The sequence below is a fragment of the Anabaena sp. CA = ATCC 33047 genome (genome assembly GCF_963870205.1).
Taxonomy (GTDB): Bacteria; Cyanobacteriota; Cyanobacteriia; order Cyanobacteriales; family Nostocaceae; genus Trichormus.
Window position 1 is genome coordinate 78,704 of the sequence record NZ_CAWMSA010000086.1, and the last position, 16,201, is coordinate 94,904.

16 protein-coding genes and 1 pseudogene are annotated in these 16,201 nt (G+C 44.0%); 6 read left to right on the forward strand and 11 right to left on the reverse strand.

Annotated elements, in window-relative coordinates:
- Positions 1-16: 16 nt before the first annotated feature.
- Genes AACS98_RS23095 through AACS98_RS23110 form a run of 4 tightly spaced genes read left to right on the forward strand, consistent with a single transcriptional unit; the run spans position 17 to position 7,969 of the window.
- Positions 17-1,147 carry a cyclic nucleotide-binding domain-containing protein gene (locus tag AACS98_RS23095; RefSeq protein ID WP_066384626.1) on the forward strand — a complete coding sequence of 377 codons (1,131 nt, stop codon included), beginning with the start codon at positions 17-19 and terminating at the stop codon, positions 1,145-1,147.
- 31 nt (positions 1,148-1,178) lie between these two features.
- Positions 1,179-2,801, forward strand: coding sequence for an NHLP bacteriocin system secretion protein (locus tag AACS98_RS23100; protein WP_066384628.1), 1,623 nt, complete (start codon positions 1,179-1,181; stop codon positions 2,799-2,801).
- A gap of 6 nt (positions 2,802-2,807) precedes the next feature.
- A complete protein-coding gene (locus AACS98_RS23105; protein WP_066384630.1) occupies positions 2,808-5,021 on the forward strand; it encodes an NHLP family bacteriocin export ABC transporter peptidase/permease/ATPase subunit in 2,214 nt (737 codons plus the stop codon).
- 8 nt (positions 5,022-5,029) lie between these two features.
- Complete coding sequence (locus AACS98_RS23110; protein ID WP_066384633.1) at positions 5,030-7,969, forward strand: NHLP bacteriocin export ABC transporter permease/ATPase subunit; 2,940 nt, start codon at positions 5,030-5,032, stop codon at positions 7,967-7,969.
- 28 nt (positions 7,970-7,997) lie between these two features.
- Here the strand turns inward: AACS98_RS23110 and AACS98_RS23675 are convergent, their stop codons facing one another.
- From AACS98_RS23675 to AACS98_RS23140, 7 genes are all read right to left on the reverse strand, one after another.
- A complete protein-coding gene (locus AACS98_RS23675; protein WP_255362926.1) occupies positions 7,998-8,132 on the reverse strand; it encodes a hypothetical protein in 135 nt (44 codons plus the stop codon).
- Positions 8,133-8,342: 210 nt separating this feature from the next.
- On the reverse strand, positions 8,343-8,570 hold the full coding sequence (locus AACS98_RS23115; RefSeq protein ID WP_066384636.1) for a photosystem II protein, Psb35-related: 228 nt from the start codon (positions 8,568-8,570) through the stop codon (positions 8,343-8,345).
- A gap of 182 nt (positions 8,571-8,752) precedes the next feature.
- On the reverse strand, positions 8,753-9,307 hold the full coding sequence (locus tag AACS98_RS23120; RefSeq protein ID WP_339373734.1) for a Uma2 family endonuclease: 555 nt from the start codon (positions 9,305-9,307) through the stop codon (positions 8,753-8,755).
- A gap of 72 nt (positions 9,308-9,379) precedes the next feature.
- A complete protein-coding gene (locus tag AACS98_RS23125) occupies positions 9,380-9,610 on the reverse strand; it encodes a hypothetical protein (RefSeq protein ID WP_198161181.1) in 231 nt (76 codons plus the stop codon).
- A gap of 10 nt (positions 9,611-9,620) precedes the next feature.
- Positions 9,621-10,244 carry a class I SAM-dependent methyltransferase gene (locus AACS98_RS23130; RefSeq protein WP_066384639.1) on the reverse strand — a complete coding sequence of 208 codons (624 nt, stop codon included), beginning with the start codon at positions 10,242-10,244 and terminating at the stop codon, positions 9,621-9,623.
- A 179-nt stretch (positions 10,245-10,423) separates the two neighbouring features.
- The gene (locus AACS98_RS23135; protein ID WP_255362927.1) at positions 10,424-10,558 is read right to left on the reverse strand and encodes a hypothetical protein; all 135 of its coding nucleotides are present in this window, start codon (positions 10,556-10,558) and stop codon (positions 10,424-10,426) included.
- Positions 10,559-10,823: 265 nt separating this feature from the next.
- Positions 10,824-11,009, reverse strand: a complete 186-nt coding sequence (locus AACS98_RS23140) for a hypothetical protein (protein WP_198161182.1) — start codon at positions 11,007-11,009, stop codon at positions 10,824-10,826.
- Positions 11,010-11,213: 204 nt separating this feature from the next.
- Here AACS98_RS23140 and AACS98_RS23145 point away from each other — a divergent pair.
- Positions 11,214-11,914: pseudogene (locus AACS98_RS23145) on the forward strand (transposase); the annotation flags it as partial.
- Between the two features lie 166 nt (positions 11,915-12,080).
- Here AACS98_RS23145 and petA read toward each other — a convergent pair.
- Complete coding sequence (petA, locus tag AACS98_RS23150) at positions 12,081-13,082, reverse strand: cytochrome f (RefSeq protein WP_066384644.1); 1,002 nt, start codon at positions 13,080-13,082, stop codon at positions 12,081-12,083.
- A 115-nt stretch (positions 13,083-13,197) separates the two neighbouring features.
- Positions 13,198-13,737 carry a cytochrome b6-f complex iron-sulfur subunit gene (petC, locus tag AACS98_RS23155; RefSeq protein ID WP_066384646.1) on the reverse strand — a complete coding sequence of 180 codons (540 nt, stop codon included), beginning with the start codon at positions 13,735-13,737 and terminating at the stop codon, positions 13,198-13,200.
- Between the two features lie 229 nt (positions 13,738-13,966).
- On the opposite strand from petC, the gene AACS98_RS23160 reads away from it, so the two are divergent.
- Positions 13,967-14,275, forward strand: coding sequence for a DUF3067 family protein (locus AACS98_RS23160; protein ID WP_066384649.1), 309 nt, complete (start codon positions 13,967-13,969; stop codon positions 14,273-14,275).
- 123 nt (positions 14,276-14,398) lie between these two features.
- On the opposite strand, the gene tatC is transcribed toward AACS98_RS23160, so the two are convergent.
- Together tatC and AACS98_RS23170 are read right to left on the reverse strand one after the other, a co-directional pair.
- A complete protein-coding gene (gene tatC / locus AACS98_RS23165; protein ID WP_066384651.1) occupies positions 14,399-15,193 on the reverse strand; it encodes a twin-arginine translocase subunit TatC in 795 nt (264 codons plus the stop codon).
- A gap of 58 nt (positions 15,194-15,251) precedes the next feature.
- The coding region (locus AACS98_RS23170) for a U32 family peptidase (protein ID WP_232317224.1) at positions 15,252-16,201 on the reverse strand (950 nt) is incomplete at its 5' end.

Genomic DNA, 16,201 nt, shown 5'->3' on the forward strand with positions numbered 1-16,201 from the left:
TAAATAGGTGAAATATATGATAGATATTTTTCTCAAACAGTTAAGTAATAGTGATATTCAATGGCTCAAGCAAAACGGACATCAACAAAACATTCCCGCAGGAAGCGTCTTAATTGAACAGGCGCGATCGCCTGCGGTGGGGCGTAGCCCATCGCCTGATTGTTTCTACCTGCTAATTAGCGGCGAACTCACAGCAAGCATTAGTCAAAACCAAGGCGGCAGATTAGGTAGTATTTTTGCTGCCCTGGAAGACGACCAAAATTTGGAACAAGAAATTGCCAGCTTTTCCCCTGGAGAAGTCATAGGCAAGATGCCTGTTGTAGAACTCACACCAGCAACTATGACTGTGAGAGCCGCAGAAAATTCAACTGTGCTTGCCATTCCCTATGAGGCACTACAAGAGCAAATAGAAGCGGATTTTGGGTTTGCAGCCAGATTTTATCGAGGCATTGCGATTTTACTCTCAGAGCGTTTTGGGCGACTTATTCAACAATTTTTGCGTCAGCAAAAAGGACAAATTCCGCCGTTACAGGATGTACCGCTAATTTTTGGCGAACTCAGTGACAGTGACGTTGACTGGATGCTGGGCGTTGGCAAATTGGAAGCAATATCATCTGACAAAGTTCTCATCCGAACTGGCGAGCAGATTGAAAATCTCTATATCATTCTGCAAGGCGGAATTGCTGTGTTTATGAAAGAAGAACAATCCAATCGGCTCGTCAATCTTTTCGCCGCCTTAGAAAGCAACGAAGAAACAGATGATTCCTTAGAAAGAGAAATTATGCGCCTTTACCGGGGAGAAATTCTCGGAGAAGCCTTTACCTTAGATAATCCCATGTCAACCTATACCTTGAGAGCATTAGAAGATTCTATTTTGCTGAAAATTCCAGACCGCCAATTGCTAGTGAAATTACAGCAAGATGTCGCAACTGCGGCTCGATTTTACCGTGTCCTGGCCATGCTGCTCTCAGGGAGATGGCAAGGACTGATTAGCCGTTTGGGATACGGGCGAAGTTCCTACCAAATTGGTCAAAGCTTAGAACTAGACGCAGAATACGAAGATGAAATTGATCTTGATCTCATGGATAACCTCACCCTCGGTGGAGCCAGATTTGAATGGATGCTCAAACGACTAAAAGTCAGTTAGACCTTGATCAACGAGAAGAGGATTAGTTTTTATGTCAGATTCAGCCAAAAAACTATTTCGTGAAGAAGCCTTAGAACGCTTATCCTCACCAGAACGGCTTGACCAGCTGATGAATGTTGTCAATCCTCAAGCTTGGTTGCCATTAGCTGGATTAGGATCTTTAGTGGCGATCGCCGCCATTTGGAGCGTAGTTGGTCGCCTACCCCTGACAGTTTCAGGACAAGGTGTGTTGCTCTATCCTCGCAGCGTCGTTCAATTTCAAGCACCTAGTGATGGGACAGTAGTAAAACTGAACATTAAATCTGGAGATAACGTCAAAAAAGGCGATGTCATCGGCATCATCAGCCAACCCTCCTTGCAACAGCAACTCCAACAAGAACAGAAAAAGCTCAGAGAACTATTGACTCAAGCACAAGACAGCAATTCCGTGCTTAACAAACGACTCAGTTCAGAAAGAGCAAATCTGATCAAACAAAGAGTCTACCTGAACGCCAGCTTAGAAAGAGAGTCTATCTTACCAGCTTTGCGCCAAAAAAATCTCACATTACTCGCGCAAAACCGCGCCGCTATTGAAAAAAAACTGAGTACAGACCAGCAAATTTTACCGAGTCTGCGTCAAAGAAGTCTGGATAGTTTGCAACAAAAAAGAGAAGGTTTTAACAAGCGCATAGAACAAATTAATAAATTGCTGCCACAACTAGAAAGACAGTTAGAAGCTCGCCGTCAATTGTACGAGCAGAAAATAGTCAGTGCTGATGTGATGTTAAGTGCTCAAAGAGAATACTTTGACAGTTTAGCTCAACTCTCTGACCTGGAAGCCCAACAGAAACAGCTAGAAGTGGAGCAGTCCAATATAGAACGGCAGTATTTAGATAGTCAAAACCAAACTAATGAACTCAACGTCAAACTACAAGAAATCCAAGTTCAACAAGTTGATATCGAAAGGCAATACCAACAAAGTTTGAATACACTGGACGAAATCAATACCAAACTGCGAGACGTTGACAGTCAACTTGCTAAGTTAGCTCAAGAAGAACTACAGGCAAAGATTAATCAACAGAATAATATTGCAGACGTAAGAAGAAGAATAGCTCAATTAGAGAAAGAAATTGAATTAAAAAGCCAAATTGTCAGTGATTATGACGGAAAAGTTATTGAATTATCAGTTGTGCCAGGACAGATAGTGGGTAGCGGAACTCGTCTAGGAGCAGTGAATGCTCAAGGCACCGATGCCCAACTGATGAGCGTCATTTACTTTGCCGATAAAGATGGCAAACAAATCAAATCGGGAATGGAAGTCCAAGTCACCCCCAGTCTAGTCAAGCGAGAACGATTTGGTGGTATTCTCGGCAAGGTGCAAACGGTGACACCATTCCCGGTGACAGTACAAGATATGTCCAGCATCATCGGCAACCAAAATCTGGCGGAAAGTCTCGCCGAAAGTCTCGGACAAGCAGGGGGTAAAGCTCCCGTACAAGTGTTTGCACAGCTGGAAACAGCCAATACGAACAGTGGCTATCAATGGTCTTCTTCCAACGGACCGGACATCAAACTTTCTCCAGGAACTACCGTACAGGTGCGTGTGAAAGTCGGAGAAATTGCACCAATAGCCTATGTTATTCCTATCTTGAAGTCGGTTACGGGTATTTATTAGGAGATTATGCCAATAGCACTGATTTCCAACTTATTCACACCCCACCAAGGTGGTCGAGTGCGAACTCCTACTGTGCTGCAAATGGAAGCTGTAGAATGTGGAGCGGCCGCACTCGGTATTATCTTGGGTTACTACGGTCGGATAGTTCCCCTGACAGAATTGCGGCGTGAGTGTGGCGTGTCACGGGATGGGAGCAAAGCTTCTAACGTTCTCAAAGCAGCTCGGTTGTACGGTTTAAACGCCAAAGGATTTAAAAAATCCTTGGAAGACGTGCAACAAATTAAACCTCCTTTCATTGCTTTCTGGAACTTCAATCATTTTTTGGTCGTAGAAGGGTTTGCGGGGAAAACCGTTTATCTCAATGACCCAGGAACAGGGCCAAGAAAGGTTTCTTTTGATGAATTTGACCAAGCGTTCACCGGCGTGGTTCTATTGATGGAACCGGGGCCAGATTTTAAAAAAGGGGGGAAAAAACAGGGAATTCTCACCGCAATGGCCACACGCTTGCAAACCTCGCGTCAAGCCTTGATTTTTTGTTTGATTGCCGGATTATTGCTAACGATTCCCCGTTTAGCAGTGCCAGCTTTTACACAAGTGTTCGTTGATGAGATTTTGGTAGAAAATCGCACAGACTGGTTGCGTCCCCTGCTGTTGGGCATGGTGTTGGTGGCATTACTCAGAGGCTTGCTAGCTCGACTGCGACTGACTTATCTGCGACGGTTATTGCTGAAGCTATCAGTGGCGATGTCGGGTCAGTTTCTGTGGCACACCATCCGGTTACCAGTAGGGTTTTATGCCCAACGGTTCGCGGGGGAAATTAGCAGTCGCGCGCAACTCAACAATAAAGTAGCTGAGGTACTCTCAGGGCGTTTGGCAACCACCGTGATCGACTCGATCATGATGGTTTTTTATGCCTTGATCATGTTGTTTTATGACCCATTGTTGACCTTGATTGCTATTCTGTTTGCGGCTGCCAATTTCGTGGCCTTGCAATCTCTGTCCCGCAACCGAGTCGATGCAAATATCAGGCTGTCTCAAGAAACTGGGAAGGTAGCAGGTGTTGCCATTAGTGGGATTCAAACCATTGAAACTGTCAAGGCAAGCGGGCTAGAGTCAGACTTATTTGCTAAGTTCGCGGGATACTATGCCAAAACTATCAACGCCCAACAGGAATTAGGACTGCCTTCTCGATTACTGGGAACATTGCCAACGGCGTTGACTTCCCTTGCTGTGACCTCGATTTTAGTAGTTGGCGGGTTCCGAGTCATGCAAGGCACCCTGAGTATTGGCGCACTGATTGCTTACCAAGCACTGACGCAGGAATTTCTCAAGCCTGTTAACGATTTGGTCAATTTTGGCAGTACGCTGCAAGAATTGGAAGCAGACTTAAATCGGCTAGATGATGTTTTAGCAAACCCCGTTGATCCAGAAGCAGAAAGACAAGTGGAGCCAGTGAGCGATCGCTGGGAATTCTATCGCCAAGATTCCTTTAAATTGCAAGGATACGTCAAGATAGACAATCTCACCTTTGGCTACAACCGCCTAGATGACCCCCTAATTAAAGATTTGAGCTTTAACTTGAAACCTGGTCAGAGAGTCGCTTTAGTCGGCGGTAGCGGTTCCGGCAAGTCCACCGTCGCTAAGTTGCTCACCGGACTCTATCAACCTTGGTCTGGCGACATCCTCTTAGACGACATTCCCCGCGCTCAGATTCCTCGTCCCATCCTTGCCAATTCTCTGGCGATGGTAGAGCAGGAAATCTTTCTGTTTGCTGGCACGGTGCGCGAAAATCTCACCCTCTGGGATCCAACTGTACCGGAAGCAGACATCATCAGAGCTTGTCAAGACGCAGCTATCCACGACCTGATCTTGAATATGCCAGGGGGCTATAATTGCCAGCTAACTGAAGGCGGTATGAATCTCAGTGGCGGACAACGTCAACGCTTGGAAATTGCACGGGCTTTGGTGAGGAATCCATCTGTATTGGTTCTCGATGAGGCAACTAGCGCGCTGGATGCGGAAACAGAGCTGATGATTGACAGAAACCTGCGTCGGCGTGGTTGTTCCTGCATCGTCGTTGCCCACCGACTGAGTACGATTCGCGATTGTGATGAAATTATTGTCTTGGCGCGGGGGAAAGTGGTACAACGAGGCACCCACGAAGAGTTACGCCGCAGCCCAGGAGTCTATACCCGCTTAGTTGGCACTCAAGAAAGATAAATTAAATTATGACTATTGCTCAACAAGGACGCATCGTTAAAGGTAACGAACCGTTGCTGTTAGACGATCCCCAGAGGATCTGGGTGGTGAAATCAGGTTCTCTGGTGTTGCATAGCATCTTGGTGGAGAACACAGAACTCAAAGGCAATCGCCGCTTTTTGTTTAATATTGGTGCCGGCGAAGCCTTGTTTGGCGTAAATTTAGTGGCAAGTCCAGGCAGCAAGGAATTCAGAGGCATTTTGGCAGTGGCTCTGGAAGAAACCGAATTGTTGGAATGCTCGTTGGCGGATTTGATTGCGGAAATTGCAGAAGGGAACTGGCAAGCGATCGCCTTGTTGGAAGGCTGGCTTTGTCACTTGGGAGAATGGCTCAGTGAGCAGCTAACATCAGCTAACTCGCCAAGTAATAGTATCTTGGCGGAAGGAACCCACTTTATATCATTGCTCAAAGAGCAAACCTTGGTGCCACCTCGCCCCTCCGTCAGAGATGAGCAGGTGGGAAAAACAGTCGCCTGGATTCATATCCGCCAAGGCAGCACTCGTTGGTTAGGGATGGAAGACCTAAAAATAGAGACTACTTCCCCACCCATACCTTTAGTTGATGGTATGTGGTTGGAGGCGGAAAATACCGTAGAAGTTTACACAACTCCTACCCCAGAACTAGAAACATTTGAACAACTAGCCGCCAGTTTATCTCAGTTACACGCTTATTTTTTTCACTACTTTCACCTCTTAGAACAGCAGCAAATTGAGTCGGAATTTCGCCGTTTCCAGGAAAGGCAGCAACTCAACCGTCGGATGATCGAAAGCTCGATGGGAGAATTAACATCTGTATTGCAGTCGCAAACAGATGAATTCTTTCCCGAAGGAACTCATTTGCTGATGGCGGCAGGTGCGGTAGGTAGAGCAATGGGGATTAACATTCGCCCCCCAGCCCAATCGGAAGACTTTGATCGCGTCCAACATCCCATCGAAGTGATTGCACGAGCTTCTCAATGCCGAGTTCGCCGGGTGTTGCTGGTTAGTGACTGGTGGCAACAAGAACATGGTGCTTTGTTAGGCTACACCAAAACTAACCAGCCAGTAGCTTTATTGCCAGAGGCAGGAAATCGTTATGTGCTGTTTGATCCAGAAACTTTAACACGCAAGAGCGTTGATGCCGAGGTAAGTGCCAACCTCAAGCCGGAAGCTTATGTATTTTATCGACCCTTACCTCAGTTTGTGACTAATGCCGTGGAGATTTTCCAATTTGGCATCAAGGGGTATGAAACAGGCATTGTCGCTATTATCGTCTTGGGTATCTTGGCATCACTGCTAGGTATGGTGACACCACAAGCAACGGCTATCTTAGTTAATGATGCGATTCCCGACAGCGATCGCTCTTTATTATTGCAACTGGGATTAGCTCTGTTTGCTGCTGCTTTTGGCCAAGCTACTTTTCAACTAGCACAACAGATTATTACCTTAAGAGTGGAAAGTGCGGCTGATGCCACTCTCCAGCCGGCTGTTTGGGATAAAATCCTGAAATTAAGTCCGGCGTTTTTTCGCGAGTATGCTTCTGGTGATTTGGTAAACCGACTGTTGGTAGTTAGCCAAATTCGCTCTCAACTGAGTGGTTCCACACAACGCACACTATTAACCGGACTGTTCGCTCTCCTGAACCTGGTGTTAATGTTTGTGTATAGCTGGAAACTCGCTTTGGTAGGTCTTGGTATGGGTGTTTTAGTCATCATCATTACCCTGGTTTCCAGCCAGCTGATAGTCAAGAAAAAGCGAAAACAAGAGACACTAGATGGTGAGATTAACGGACTGACTGTAGAACTCATCCAAGGCGTATCCAAGTTGCGTGTTGCGGCGGCTGAGGAACGGGCATTTGCAGCTTGGGCGAAACAGTACAGTCAACGCACCAAGTTACAATCAGGTGTCAAACGCATTGATGATAGTCTCACGGTTTTTAATGAAGCACTCCCTGTTGTCAGTTCTATCCTCACATTTTGGTTTGCAATTTTCTTTATGCAGATGGCAGTGGCTCAGAGAACATCTAGTGGACTATCGCCTGGCGCATTTCTGGCTTTCAATGCCGCTTTTGCTGTTTTTGTGAACGGCGCGACCGAGATTAGCAATACTTTGAGTGATATTTTAGAGATTATTCCTCTCTGGGAACGAGCCAGACCTATATTACAATCACAACAAGAATCAGACCCTACCAAGGCAGATCCAGGCAGATTAACAGGGCGTATTGCCTTAGAACACGTTACTTTCCGCTATCGGCAGGATGGGCCACTCACCCTTGATGATGTCAGCATCTATGCCAATCCTGGGGAATTTGTCGCTATAGTCGGTCCTAGTGGCAGTGGTAAATCAACAGTATTTCGCTTGTTGTTAGGCTTTGAAACTCCGTTAAGCGGGACTGTATATTACGATGGACAAGATTTAGCAGGACTTGATATTCAAGCGGTACGTCGGCAGTTGGGCGTGGTGCTGCAAAATGTCCGCATTTCTTCTGCGCCGATTTTTGACAGCATTTCGGCTGGTGCTTTAGTCACCTTAGATGAAGCCTGGGAAGCAGCCCGAATGGCAGGTTTTGACGCAGATATTAAAGCTATGCCAATGGGAATGCACACAGTCGTGAGTGAAGGTGGCACTAATCTGTCTGGGGGGCAAAGACAACGACTGTTAATTGCTCGCGCCTTGGTTTTAAAACCGAAAATTATTCTGATGGATGAAGCAACCAGTGCTTTGGATAATCAAACCCAAGCCATTGTCACTGAAAGTTTAGATAAACTGAATGCCACTCGTATTGTCATCGCCCACCGTCTCAGCACTATTCGCAATGCTGATCGGATTTATGTTGTGGAAGCAGGGCGTGTGGTGCAGGTAGGAACTTATGATGAGTTAGTCAAGCAAGACGGATTATTCGCTCGCTTGGTAGCTCGACAGTTGGATTAGTCACTTGATTAACTCACCATCACTTTTTTTACCTTTCTTTTAAAGTATCTGGCAACCACAATAAAATTAACACTAATAGACAAACTATGACCAAGCCAATGCTGTAACGAACCGATTCTTTAAGATTAAACGATTCTTGCATGAGATAAAGTGTGATTAGCATAGTAAGCTGGCTGTGCATATTACTTGACTTTGCTGGAGTTTCACCCCTACTAGGATAGTTTGACTTGCAGTCAATAGTCCTACTTCTAGGTTAGGTGATTTTACCACAGTTAGGCTTTAGCTAAAGCACATTTTCAAAACAGATTAACAGTAAAACCCCCAGTCTCGGTGACTGGGGGTTGATTTTTGATGACTCTCAGCATTTTTACTGCTATTGGGGCATAGTCCGGCTAGCATATACATCCATAGCATAGGCGGGAGTGCGATCGCTGTAATCTATTTCCATCCCAGTAATCGACTTAGCCAATTTTTCAAAGGACTCAGAACGCCAGTTACGTTCATGGATGGGCTTCTTCTGCTCTCCTAAAAAGTAAGCTAGAGAACCTAAAACTGAACCAGCAACCCAACCTAAAACCAATACTGCTAATAAGATAGTCATGGCAAACCTCTTTTTTATATTTTTGTAACTTTATGTAAATAAATATAACTTTATTGCAACAAAATTTGCAATACGCTCTCAGGTGTGCATACCGAACAGGCAGGTAGGGTATTTACCACTACCGCCATCAGATTGCGCCAAAATTTGGCTTTGCCAATAAATCCCTGATTTTTTGGGTAAATTCAGAGATTATCTGGATTAATATTTAACTCTCGGAGTTTAGCAGCTAATCTATGCGCTCTTTCCTCGGCTGCTTGTCTTGCGGCTGCTTCCTCTTCATGGCTTAGAAGATTTTGACTGGTCACGGGATTGTAAAAGCGTAGTTTCCCAGCTTCCAAACGCAACTCTAACCCTAATACTTCACTGTGTAGAGAAAATGTACCATCTGCTAGGGCGTTAGGTGATACTGGAAAATAATTACCATCAACTAAGCTGTAACCTTGAAGTTGGGGATGAAGATAATCGCCTGTTGGGTCATATTGAAAATACTCGCGCATTCCCAAAAAGGCATAAATTCCTTTGTTCGCGCCTTGGTCTTGGCTGCGAGTGGCTTTTGAGGTAATCTCTAGCACAAAATCAGGTGTTTTATCGTTTTCTTCCCAGATTTTATCATACTTGCGATATTTAGGTGTAAGCTTTTGATGACATAGCCAAACTATGTAATAGGCATTTAAGGTACTTTTTACTAATGGACTATTTTCGGGGTAGCCTTCTGGTGCTACCCAAAAACCTTTGATAAATCGTTTTTTTACTCAGAAATAATGCTGGAGAACTGGCAGATCGATATAGACTAAAGTATCTGCTGTTTCTCATCTTGACCAGACCGTATCTAACGAACCAAATTCATCAATAATCCAACGCTCTTGTTGTAAGATTTTTGCGTGGGCAGTTTTATATTCTTGGTCAGGAACTTTTTCCCCTCCTGGTTTGTATTGGATTTGGTCTAGTGCAATTAAAGGCAAATCAGTTATTTCTGCCAGACGCTTGCTCAGAGTTGATTTACCACCACCAGCATTACCAAATACAGCGACTCTTTTCATTTTATATTTCCTACCCAGGCTTTTTTGCCACAATAAATATTGCCTTGTCTTTACTAGGCTGCCATTGATAGTCAATCGCAAAACCCCTATCAGTCAGACTTTCAATTAAATGTTGTGCGGTAAATATCCTGACCAAAGGAAAGAAGCCCAAAGCTTTGCCAATGGGGGCAATAAATTTAAACCAACCATAAGCATCTCCCATACAGGTGGTACTGGTAACGAAAATTCCTCCTGGTTTGAGCATTTTATAAACCTTCGCGATCGCCTGTTCCTTATTTTCTAGTAAATGCAAAATACTCAGTCCCAACACTCCGTCATAGCTGCAGTCTTCTACTTCTAATTCTTCGATAGTTAATTGTTCAAAAGTGACGTTATTGATACCTTTAACTTCTGCCTTACCTTTAGCAATTTTAATCATTTCTGAGGAAATATCAATCGCCCGAATATGCTTAACAAAAGGTGCGTGAATCATGGCAGTTCCTCCCGTACCACAACCAAATTCCAACACCGACCAGTCTGGTTTAAAGTATTCTTGAGTAACTTGCAATTTTTTCTGATACGATGCCTCGTCAGCAATGGGTTGCTTTGAATATTTATCGGCAATTTTGTCCCAAAATTTAGTTGAATTAGTCATGTAACCTTTCTCCATTTCGTAGATGATTCATTATTTACGCCTAAATTCCGATCCCAAGGTGTTATAGTTGGTTTTACTGTGCAGCGTAATTATTTTTTAAATACAAGCAGCAGAATCAAAACACTCAAAAGTAGAATTTCAGTACCCAACAAACCATTAAGCACCTGAGCATCTTCTGGCTAAAAGATAAAGTGCGAACGCAACAGGGTATAAGGTAAAATTTGCAGCAATAAATTACCGCCAAACAGCAACCAAATAGACCATGACAAACCTCGCCAAAGAGCGATCGCCATAAAAGAGGTGTCGCCAGCCACGGTGTTCCCGTCAGTCCGAGAATATTACTAACATGAACCGTCGCTCCGTATAATAGAGCGATCGCGATTAGCTTGGTATAAATTGCCGTCCAAGATTGTTGTAATGCTGAAAGCAAAAATTTGTGAATCGAGGTAAACTTTATTTTCTGCATCTTCTATTTAGATATAGAAAACATCTTAGAAGCTATAGAGAAGCAAGCATAATTCATAGCTCATTCTTCTCGAATTTATAAAGAGCGATGGCTGTGTATCACTGACTTCAAATTTAATTTAGCGATTGTAAATTAAGCTCTACTTCTCGTTTGCGGACGGGAAACTGAATTTCCATCACGTAGTCATTATACCCTGGCTGTTTGGGTAATTCCAAAAATACCAGCCTGACTGCACCAGCTAGATCGTAGTGATTTGCTTCTACCCATTCGGCGATCGCACCATAAGTCATATCTTGCACCTTGCTCAATAAGCGTCAGGCGATGCACATCCAATGACGTAAAACTAAGGCTTTCAGCAAGTTGCAAGCAATGCCCACCCTACAACAATTATCATCAAGAAACAGGTACAAGATGTGTGATAACCTAAAATTTTAGAACAATTGGCTGTTTCGGGTACAAAAGTTGCCATCGTTGCTGACGCAAGAGATCGCTCGGTATCACCCTGGGACGTAAAAGAATTAAGGAGGCAAAGGTTAGAATTAATATTATATATACTTCAAGGTCGCTCAATCGTACTAATTATTGATGAGGCAGGGGATAAGAAAAAAGGAAATACGACTGATTATGTGAAACGACAGTAAATTGGAAACTGAGGTAAAACAGATAATGGTATTGTGGCGGTCACAGCATATGCAGTCTTATCTGGGATGACGTTTCCTCTAATATTTGAAGTATATAAACCGAGGGAAAGACTACAACCAGGAGATAAATATTTAACTAAACCTGAAATCGCTGTGGTAATGATAAGAAAATTGCGGGCGATGGGGTTTAGATTCAATCTTGTCGTAGCGGATAGTTTATATAGTGAAAGTAGTAAACATTTTATTCAATTACTCAATAAATTAAATCTTAATTGTATTGTAGCAATTCTCTCAAACCACAGAGCATGGAGAATTACAGACTCCAAAGTAAAATACTCAAATTGGCAAAGATTTAAGCGTGTTTTTCAGATTTAAGCTCAGTAAATAGATAGATTAGAGAGATAATATGTGAGAAAAAATCCGGGATAAGATATTGGTAAATCACAACAGATAAAGAAGAGCTTCCGAAAAACACAACTTGCTAAGTTATGAGTAAATATCCAGAAATTACCCCAAGAGAAGTTGGTAATTTCTACGGGTTAAGAACTTGGGTAGAATATGGTTGAAAACAAAGTAAACATGAGGTAAGGTCAAGTCAGAATTGAACGCAGATTGACGCAGATAAACGCAGATAAATCTGTCCGTGATTTGACTAAATTTGCTATGTTTTTGCAAAAATAAAAAAGACAGGCTGTAGCCTGTCTTGGATATATTGATTTAGCAGAGAATTTAGAAATTCATTTCGGCAGCTTGGACTTTTTCCACCTGCTTCTTCTTGAGAACTAGCATTACTTGAGCTAACATCACTAAAGCAATGAAAGCAATCAACCAGCCAACTCTGTTGGCATCTTGCAACACGATTTCTACATCTTTTTGACCGAAGCCACCAACGTTGGGGTTATTGGTCAAAGCATCACCAGATGTCACAGCTTGTCCTTCAGAAACGATCAATTCTGGGCCTGCGGGAATGCTATCGCTAACAACTTCACCAGACTCAGTTGTGATGTCTACAAGATATTTAACGCTACCGTTTTCATCTTCTTCTTTAGCAATCTTGCTAATTGTGCCTGTAGCAGCAGCGTTATAAATGTTGTTGTTGCTCTTTTCGCCTGTAGGATAAACTTGTCCGCGTCCTCTGTTTCCACCTACGTGAACTGAATATTTACCGAAGTGGATATTTTTGTCGTTGGCAGGGTTGGGAGAGAGAACTGGGAAGACGATTTCCTGATATTGTTCGCCTGGTAAGGGGCCGACGATGACGATGTTTTCTTGATCTTCGCTGTAGGGTTGGAAGTAAACATCGCCTACTTCTTCTTTCATTTCTTCAGGAATGCGGTCTGCTGGTGCAATTTTGAAGCCATCAGGCAACATTAATACAGCACCAACGTTTAAGCCGACTTTAGAACCATCAGCACCAACTTGTTGTACGCTGGTGTCGTAGGGAATTTTGACGACGGCTTTAAATACCTGATCTGGTAGTACAGATTGGGGAACTTCTACTTCTGTGGGTTTGGCTGCTAAGTGGCAGTTAGCGCAAACGATTCTACCTGTAGGTTCGCGGGGAGTTTCTGGGTAGGTTTGCTGCGCCCAGAAAGGATAAGCAGCCGCAGATTGGGGAAGGACTAGATCGCTCGTAAAGAATAGTGTTACGGTAGCGATCGCTATGAGCAATGCTTTGGTCATCGCTCTCACACTGCGAGTTAACCTCGCTGTTAAACAAGCATTTCTCATCTCTATAAGGGCAACGATTAATTTAGTCAAGAGTCAATAGTCAACGGTCAATAGTCAACAGTCATAGTCTATAGTTTCTACTAAGGACTTTGGACTTTGGACTATTGACTAACAATTAAGCCCACCAAGGTTCTTCGTTGGTGCGGAAGTCGGTTTCTGTCCAAGGAGTTAAAACGATTTTGTCGTCTTGCACTTTGGCGTGACTCAACGCTAAAGAACGTGGTGCAGGGCCACGGACTACCTTACCGGTGGCATCGTATTGAGAACCGTGGCAAGGACATTTAAACTTGTTTTCGGCAGCATTCCAGGGAACGACACAACCCAGGTGGGTGCATACAGCATTGATGCCGTAATCGGTAATCGCTTCCTTGCTTTCCACCACAATGTATGTTGGGTCTCCCTTGAGTCCTTGAACTAGGGTGCGATCGCCTACATTATGGCTATCTAAAAATTTGCTGACGCTAACATCGTTGCCCAGTTCGTCTTTCGCTGTTGTACCGCCACCCGCTCCACCAGCTGCTGGTGGAATAAAGTAATTAACAACAGGATACAATGCACCCAGAGCCACACCGGTGACAGTACCAAAAGTTAGCAAGTTCATGAATTGACGTCTCCCCATATCGGGAACGTCCATAGATTCAGAAAATTGAGCCATAATCTCCGCGCTCTTCGGTTATTTTGTCTAAGCGTTCTGACAAGAGTATTAATGCTGGTGCAACTCCTGTCTCTGTCGAAATGCTAACGCTGTAACGATGCTGTCCTTCTTTGTTTCAAGATATTTCTAGCATCCATTTTGTTAGCATTACATTTCTTTATATCCTTATCATACTTGAGTTACGGAACTTAACATCGTAACTAAATGTAAAATCTAGTTGAGAAAATCTATGACAGGACAGGAATTAAGGCAACTTTTACTAGATAAATGGGGACGTTCCTATGATCTCCAGTTTCGCCGCACCCAAGGAAAGGTCTTTTTACAGGTGATGTGGAAATATCTAGAGCAAGCTTCTTTCCCCATGACTGAGGTAGAATATCAAGAGCATTTGGATAGTGTGGCGAATTATCTTCACGCTTTGGGTGGTGCGGCGCAGGTGCGAAGCTTCATCAGCGAAACACGCGAGCGTCCCCGTCTGGGTAAAGCTGTCAGCATTCCCTTAGACTTGGGTGAACGTGCTTCTGAATGGATAGTTTAACAGGCGATCGCCCCTATTGCTGTGGCGTAATGGATTAACTTTCTAGAAGTTTTATTATTTTTGGTAATCGGTCATGGGTACTAGCTAATCTTCATCACTCATGACCAAAAAAATCATGATCATTCATTTACCTGTGAGTTTCACCAAACCAATACCACCGAAATAAAGACCCAGCACCGCACCCGCTAGTAGACTTTGGGTAAGAGGATCTGTAGAAGGTGTGAGAACAGCACCTAAAATTACTCCGCCCATAATCACAATTCGCCAACCAGCAAGCATTGTTGCAGAAGAAACAATACCCAAATTAGCCAGTAACAATTGGATGATAGGCACTTGAAAGGCTAACCCAGTGCTGAACATTAACAGCAAGACAAACTCAAAATACTTATCAATTGACCACAGCTGTTCTACTACATCTGCACCATAGCTGATAAAGAAGTTTAAAGCTGCGGGAATCAACAGTAAATAGGCAAAGACTAAACCAGCAACAAACAGTACACTTGAGCCTAAGACAACAGGCCCCAGTAACCGACGTTCACGGCGAGTCAGTCCAGGTAAAACAAACTGAATGATTTGGTAAAGGATGAAGGGGCTAGAGAGTACCAAACCACTATAAGCGGCGACTTTCAGAGAGACAAAGAAATATTCGCCGGGGGCTAGTTGCAGAAATTTCACCCCTTTAGCTGGGACTTCTAGTAGCTGGACGATGGGTTTAACACCCAAGAAACAGCCAACAACACCCACAGCGACAGCAATTAATGAATAAAAAATTCTTTGTCGTAACTCTTCTAGATGGTCAAAAAGAGACATTTCGACCTCATCAGGCAACTCATCTAAAGGATTAATTTCCGAGTTGCCGTATCCCTTAGCGTCGATATCAGGAGTGTTTACGGTATCTACTTCTTGTGAAGGTGTCATGAGTCAGGTGGTAGGCAACATTTGTTAACTATTCTATCTGGGCAAGCAGCCTCCTGGGTTAATGAATCCCGGCGGTAGCCACACCCAAGGGGCCACGAGTGACACCGAGTTGATTTTGCAATTTCAACTCGCGCCAGAGTTGAGAACCTGTAATTTCACCTTGCAGTAATTGTTGATATCTATGTATAATTTTACGCACTTGTTCTGGTGTTTCATTAACAAACTCAATGCGAAAGTGACGCAATCCCAAGTCTATCAGACGTTGTACGTACTCCGCCCCAGTTTGAGCAGTGCCATTAAATACCGTGTTTCGACAACCTGTATCAGCTAGCAAAATGTGTTCACTACCTACCCTGTCTCGTAGTTTCACTTCATGCTGTTCACAAGGTCTACCACAGTTAGTATAGTCTGTTCCTTCTGAGAGAAAGGCACAAAAAACGCAGTGTTCCATGTGGAACATCGGAATATGTTGATGAATTGTCACCTCAAACCATTCTGGCGGTGCAGTGGTGAGTAAATCTTCCAGTTGGGTAATATTCAAATCATAGGATGCTGTCAGCCGTTCCAAACCATAACGCTGGTGAAAATAGTTGGCTGTGATGGGGTTAGCAACGTTGAGGGAAAAATCACCAATACAACGGTCTGCGCCAAAAAATTCTAGCTGGTCGTAATTCCGCACCAAATAACCATCGGCTTGGGAAGCGCGGACTTGCTGCAAAATCCAGTTTTCTCCCGGTTTGGTAATGCGGGGAGGGGCGACCCAAATTGTGGGGACTGGGGACTGGGGACTGGGGATTGGGTAAAAGTTATTTTCCCCTGCTCCTCTGCTCCCCTGCTCCCCTGCTCTCCGTTCATCCACTAACCTGACTGCTTCCCGATATGCACGGGGGTCTTCAAATTCGCAGTATATTGTCTCAACACCAGCATTGAGGGCGGTTTGGAGTTGTTTGAGGTTGCGGACTAAAACTATGAGTGAGGGGGTTGTGGGAGAGGGGGAAGTTTTAGGGG